Origin of the sequence: Actinomadura darangshiensis (assembly GCF_004349235.1) — a bacterium.
Classification (GTDB): domain Bacteria; phylum Actinomycetota; class Actinomycetes; order Streptosporangiales; family Streptosporangiaceae; genus Spirillospora; species Spirillospora darangshiensis.
Map to the genome: position 1 here is coordinate 1 of NZ_SMKY01000467.1, position 4,597 is coordinate 4,597.

Consider the following 4,597-nt stretch of genomic DNA (forward strand, 5'->3'; position numbering starts at 1 on the left):
GAGGAACACCATGTCCAGAACCCATCGCCTCGGCGCGGCCTGTGCCGCCTCGGCCCTCGCCCTCACCGCCGCCGCGTGCAGCAGCGGCACCAACGCCGGCTCCGGCGGCGCGAAGAGCCTGCGCGTGTCCGCCGTCGCCACCGACCGCGCCGGCACCGAAGCGGTCATCAAGGCGTTCAAGCAGCACAACCCCGGCGTCGACGTCACCACCTCCTACGCCGACACCGACCAGTACCAGGGGACGCTGCGTACCCAGCTGTCCTCGGGCACCGCCCCCGACGTGTTCTTCGCCTGGCCGGGCAACGGCAACCCCGGTGCCGTCGAGGTGCTGGCCCCCACCGGTTACCTCGCCGACCTGTCCGGACGGTCCTGGACGTCCAAGATCCCGTCCGGCATCAGGCCCGTCACCCAGGTCGGCGGCAAGACCTACATCGTCCCGCTCACCTTCGTCGGCATCGGTGGTCTCTACAACAAGAAGGCGCTGGACGAGACCGGCGCCAAGATTCCCACCACCTGGACGCAGACGCTGGCGTTCTGCGACGCCGCCAAGGCCAAGGGCAAGGTCGCCTTCGCGCTCGGCAACCAGACCGACTGGGTCACCCAGCTGGTCGACTACGCGCTCGTCCCCACCACCGTCTACGCGGCCACCCCCGACTTCGACCAGAAGATGAAGGCCGGCTCCGCCACCTTCGCCGGGTCGGGCTGGAAGACCGCGATGGACAAGTACCTCGAAATGGACAAGCGCGGCTGCTTCTCCAAGGACCCGCTCGGCACGTCCTTCGAAAGCTCGGTCTCCCAGCTCGCCAAGGGCGACGCCGTCGCCGCCGTCCAGGTCACCTCCACCCTCAACCAGCTCAAGTCCGAAGCGCCGCAGGGCACGCAGTTCGGCCTGTTCCCGCTGCCCGCGACGGACAACGCGTCCGACACCCGCATGCCCGGCGCCGCCGGCGGGGCCTTCGCCCTCAACGCCAAGGCGAAGAACAAGGACCTGGCCTCGACGTTCATCGACTTCCTCGCCACCCCCGCCGCCATGAACCTCTACGCGAGCGCCACCGGCAACCTGCCGAGCATCCCCAATGCCCAGTTCACGGCCGATCCCGCGCTGAAGCCGCTGATCGACTTCCAGAAGGCGGGCAAGACCGTCCCGTTCATGGACCAGCTGTGGCCCAACCCCAAGGTGCAGCAGGCCCACTTCACCGGCGTCCAGAACCTGTTCGCCGGCAAGGCCGACCCCGCCAAGGTCCTCAAGCAGATGGACGAGGCCTACGCGCAGAAGTAGCAGCCGCGTCACAGGTGGGCGTGCGCCGCGCCGAGGCGCTCCTGGTCCGAGCGTGGCGAACGGTCGCCGGAGACCTCGTCGGCCCAGTCGAGCAGGCGGTGCAGATGGCCGTCGGCGGGGGTGGTGGCGATGCCGGGGTTCCCGAGCACGACCTCCCCGCCGCTGCCGTCGACGGTGATGGGCGTCCCTTCCGGGATGACGCGTCCGCCGACCCGTACGCAGCCCGCCGCGGCATCGACGGTGAGGTCGGCGGCGTCCACGACCGCGGGCCTGCCCATGGCCCGCGCGACGACGGCCGCGTGGCTGGTGGTCCCGCCTCGGCTCGTGACCAGGCCGGTGGCGGCGGCCAGCCCGTGCATGTCGAGCGGGGACGTGACCGGACGGACGAGGATCACCGGCCCATCGGCGGCCATGCGGGCGGCCCGGTCGGCGGTGACCGCGATGCGGCCGGACGCGACGCCGGGGCAGGCGCCTCGGCCGCGGGTCAGCAGGTCGGCGCCGCCGAGGCGGATCCGCGGTGTGCGGACGTCGCGAAGGTGCAGTGGTGACACCCGCCGCAGGGCCGTGCGCCGGTCGATGAGCCGTTCGTCGACGAGGTCGACGGCGGTGCGGACGGCGGCCCGGCCGGTGAGCCCGCCGGGCCGTACCTGCAGAAACCATAGGCGCCCTGCCTCGAAGGTGAATTCGACGTGGCAGGCGTCGCGGTAATGCCGTTCGATGCGGGCCAGGGCCGACAGGAGGCGTTCCCATATCGCCGGCTCTCGGTCGGCGAGATCGGACAACGGCCGGGTGGTGGCGTGCCCGGACACCACGTCTTCGCCCTGCCGGCGGAACAGGATGTCCCCGAACGGGGTCCTGGCGCCGGTGGTCGGGTCGCGGCTGAAGGCCACACCGGTCCCGCTGCGCTCGTCGCGGTTGCCGAACACCATCTCCTGCACGACCACGGCCGTACCGGGCTCATGCGAGAGGCCGTGCAGCTCGCGGTAGGTAGTGGCGCGCGGACTGCTCCATGACGAGAAGACGGCCTTCACTGCCGCCCGCAGCTGGCTCATCGCGTCATCGGGGACGGCCGTGCCAGCAGCGGCCGCGAAGCTCCCGAGGAACCGCCGTCGCGTCTCGTCCGCGAAGGCCGGGTCGCCGGTCTCGGCGGCCAGCGCGGAGGTCGCCTCGGTGGTGAGACCGAGGTTGAGCACGGTGCTCATCATCCCGGGCATCGACACGGCGGCACCGGACCGGACGGACACCGCGAGTGGCCGTTCGCCCGTCCCGAAGCACCGTCCGGTGGCGGCCTCCAACGCGCGGACGGCGGCGGCCAGTTCGGCGTCGAGGCCCTCCGGGAAGCGCCCGTCACCGAGGAATGCCCGGCAGGCGCGGGTGTCGATCACGAAACCGGCCGGCACGGGCAGCCCGAGACGCCGCAGCACGACGAGGCCGTGGCCCTTGCCGCCGAGAACGTCCGCGGACGCCCCGGTGCCGGCGGCGAGCGGATGGATCCGGTTCATCGGAAGCGCTGGATGCCGAGAGTGGCGAGCAGGTCTTCGTGGAGCTGGAACCACACGATGTGGTACGAGGTGGTGCTGTCCGCCAGATGCTCCAGCGCGCCGGACCGGGCCCGGTCGAGCGCCGCGGCGAGCCGGACCCGGTAGCGCCCGAACCGGGGGAGCACCGCGGACAGGTCCGTGCCGACGGTCTCGGCACGCCGGTCCAGGTCGGCGAACCGGTCCAGGACCCGGGCGTCATAGGCCGGGTCGGAGTGGTCGTTCGGCGCCGCCGTGCCGTCCACGGTGCGCAGCTGCCATGCGGAGCAGAGGTCCAGCAGCTCCGGGTTCAGCACCATGAACTTCTCGTACGCCGCGGTCACCGCGTCACGTGCGCCGCTGGCGTCGAGTTCGCGGACGATCCGCCGCGCGTCCTCGGCACGACCGGCCTCGGTGAGACCCCATGCGCCGCCGTTCCCGGGGGTTCGCGTCACCAGGCCGGCGACGGCGAGGTCGATCAGGTGGGACTCCGCGTCCGTTTCGGCGAGGCCGGCCGCGTCGGCCACGCGGGGCAGGCCGGCGTGTCCGATGCAGCGGAGGACGTGCAGCACGATCGATTCGTCGGAGCCCGTCATCCTGCACCCGTTCCGGTCTGCCGCTCGGCCGGTGCCGGGGCGGTCGCCGCGGCGTAGGCGGCACCCCTGCCCTCCGCCCGAGCGATGATCTTCCCGTCCTGGATCCGCACGGCCGCCTCGGTGTCCTCGGACGTAGCGGCGCCGGCGGCGGACGCGAGCGCGCCCCGGTCATCGAGGACGAGGCGGAGCGGCAGGCCGGCCCCCTCCCCGAAGGCCCGCCGCAGGCACTCGGCGAAGTCGGTGACCCGCAACCGGACGAGCGCCCCGAGTTCTGCGGGGTCGTCCGTCACCAGCGCAACGGTGGCGGGCTCTCCGGCGCGCACCGCCTCTCCAGCGCGCACCGCCTCTTCGGCCGCACCGAGGCGGCCCGTCCCGAGAACCACGATGACCCCGTCGTCCTCGAACCCGACAGGACGGCCGGTGATGGCATCCGTCAGTTCTACGGGCGGCGTCCAGGCATCACGGCACAGCCTCGGCGCGGCGATGAACGGCAGGTAGGGCGGGTTCCAGGGATCGTCCGCTTCGAGAGTGGCGAGCTGCCGGCAGGCACGGGCCACGTCGAACGGGTCGCCGAAGCCGGGCGCCGTCTCGGCGAGATGGCCCGCCCCGTGCAGCAGGGTGAGGATCAGCTCGGCCGGCCGCACCCGCCGGCCGGCCGCCGGCGCCCGGCACGACTCCAAGGCGAGGGCCAGCAGCAGACCGTCCAGCCTTGCGAGCCCGGCCATGGCGGTGCGGCCGGGTTCGTCGTCGAACACCCCGGTCAGCGACCGGGACCTCAGCTTGCTCGCGTCGGGCGAGTCGCCGGTCAGCGGCAGCCGTTCGAGCCAGACACGGGCGAAAGCTTCCGCCGCGTCCGCCAGGCCGGCCGCCTCCGCCGCGTCGGACCCGGGCGTCCGCTCCACGGAGTCGAGCAGGACCGCCAGGTACAGCGATCGCTTGCTTGGGAAGTTCGAGTACACGGCGCCGCGGGTCAGTTCGGCGCGCGCGGCAACGCGGTCGACCTTGGCGCCGGCGAAGCCGTGCTCGGTGAACTCCTCCATCGCCGCCGCGAGCACGGCGGCCCGCGTCCGAGCCTGCTGCTGCACCCGGTTCAGCCGGACCATCCGACCCCCTTCGCCGTCTCCATGGCGCGAGCATACTCACATCATCCCGATGATGAGAACATCTGAAATGCTCAGGCGCCGTGGCCGGGGTCGGGTGGGGGA

4 protein-coding genes are annotated in these 4,597 nt (G+C 72.5%); 1 reads left to right on the forward strand and 3 read right to left on the reverse strand.

Annotation, left to right across the window (positions count from 1 at the left end; all coding sequences use genetic code 11):
• Positions 1-10 precede the first annotated feature (10 nt).
• Positions 11-1,279 carry an ABC transporter substrate-binding protein gene (locus tag E1293_RS44710; RefSeq protein ID WP_132205881.1) on the forward strand — a complete coding sequence of 423 codons (1,269 nt, stop codon included), beginning with the start codon at positions 11-13 and terminating at the stop codon, positions 1,277-1,279.
• Positions 1,280-1,287: 8 nt separating this feature from the next.
• On the opposite strand, the gene E1293_RS44715 is transcribed toward E1293_RS44710, so the two are convergent.
• The 3 genes from E1293_RS44715 to E1293_RS44725 are packed head-to-tail and all read right to left on the reverse strand — an operon-like array spanning position 1,288 to position 4,495.
• Positions 1,288-2,781 (reverse strand): pyruvate, phosphate dikinase, encoded by a 1,494-nt coding sequence (locus tag E1293_RS44715; RefSeq protein ID WP_132205883.1) that lies wholly within the window; start codon positions 2,779-2,781, stop codon positions 1,288-1,290.
• Positions 2,778-3,392, reverse strand: coding sequence for a transcriptional regulator (locus E1293_RS44720; RefSeq protein ID WP_132205885.1), 615 nt, complete (start codon positions 3,390-3,392; stop codon positions 2,778-2,780). Before E1293_RS44720 ends, E1293_RS44715 begins: the two co-directional genes overlap by 4 nt.
• Positions 3,389-4,495 (reverse strand): helix-turn-helix domain-containing protein, encoded by a 1,107-nt coding sequence (locus tag E1293_RS44725; RefSeq protein ID WP_132205887.1) that lies wholly within the window; start codon positions 4,493-4,495, stop codon positions 3,389-3,391. Before E1293_RS44725 ends, E1293_RS44720 begins: the two co-directional genes overlap by 4 nt.
• Positions 4,496-4,597 lie beyond the last annotated feature (102 nt).

Coding starts and splice junctions, on each gene's coding strand:
- E1293_RS44710 (WP_132205881.1), top strand. CDS start 11: ATGTCCAGAACCCATCGCCTCGGCGCGGCCTGTGCCGCCTCGGCCCTC.
- E1293_RS44715 (WP_132205883.1), bottom strand. CDS start 2,781: ATGAACCGGATCCATCCGCTCGCCGCCGGCACCGGGGCGTCCGCGGAC.
- E1293_RS44720 (WP_132205885.1), bottom strand. CDS start 3,392: ATGACGGGCTCCGACGAATCGATCGTGCTGCACGTCCTCCGCTGCATC.
- E1293_RS44725 (WP_132205887.1), bottom strand. CDS start 4,495: ATGGTCCGGCTGAACCGGGTGCAGCAGCAGGCTCGGACGCGGGCCGCC.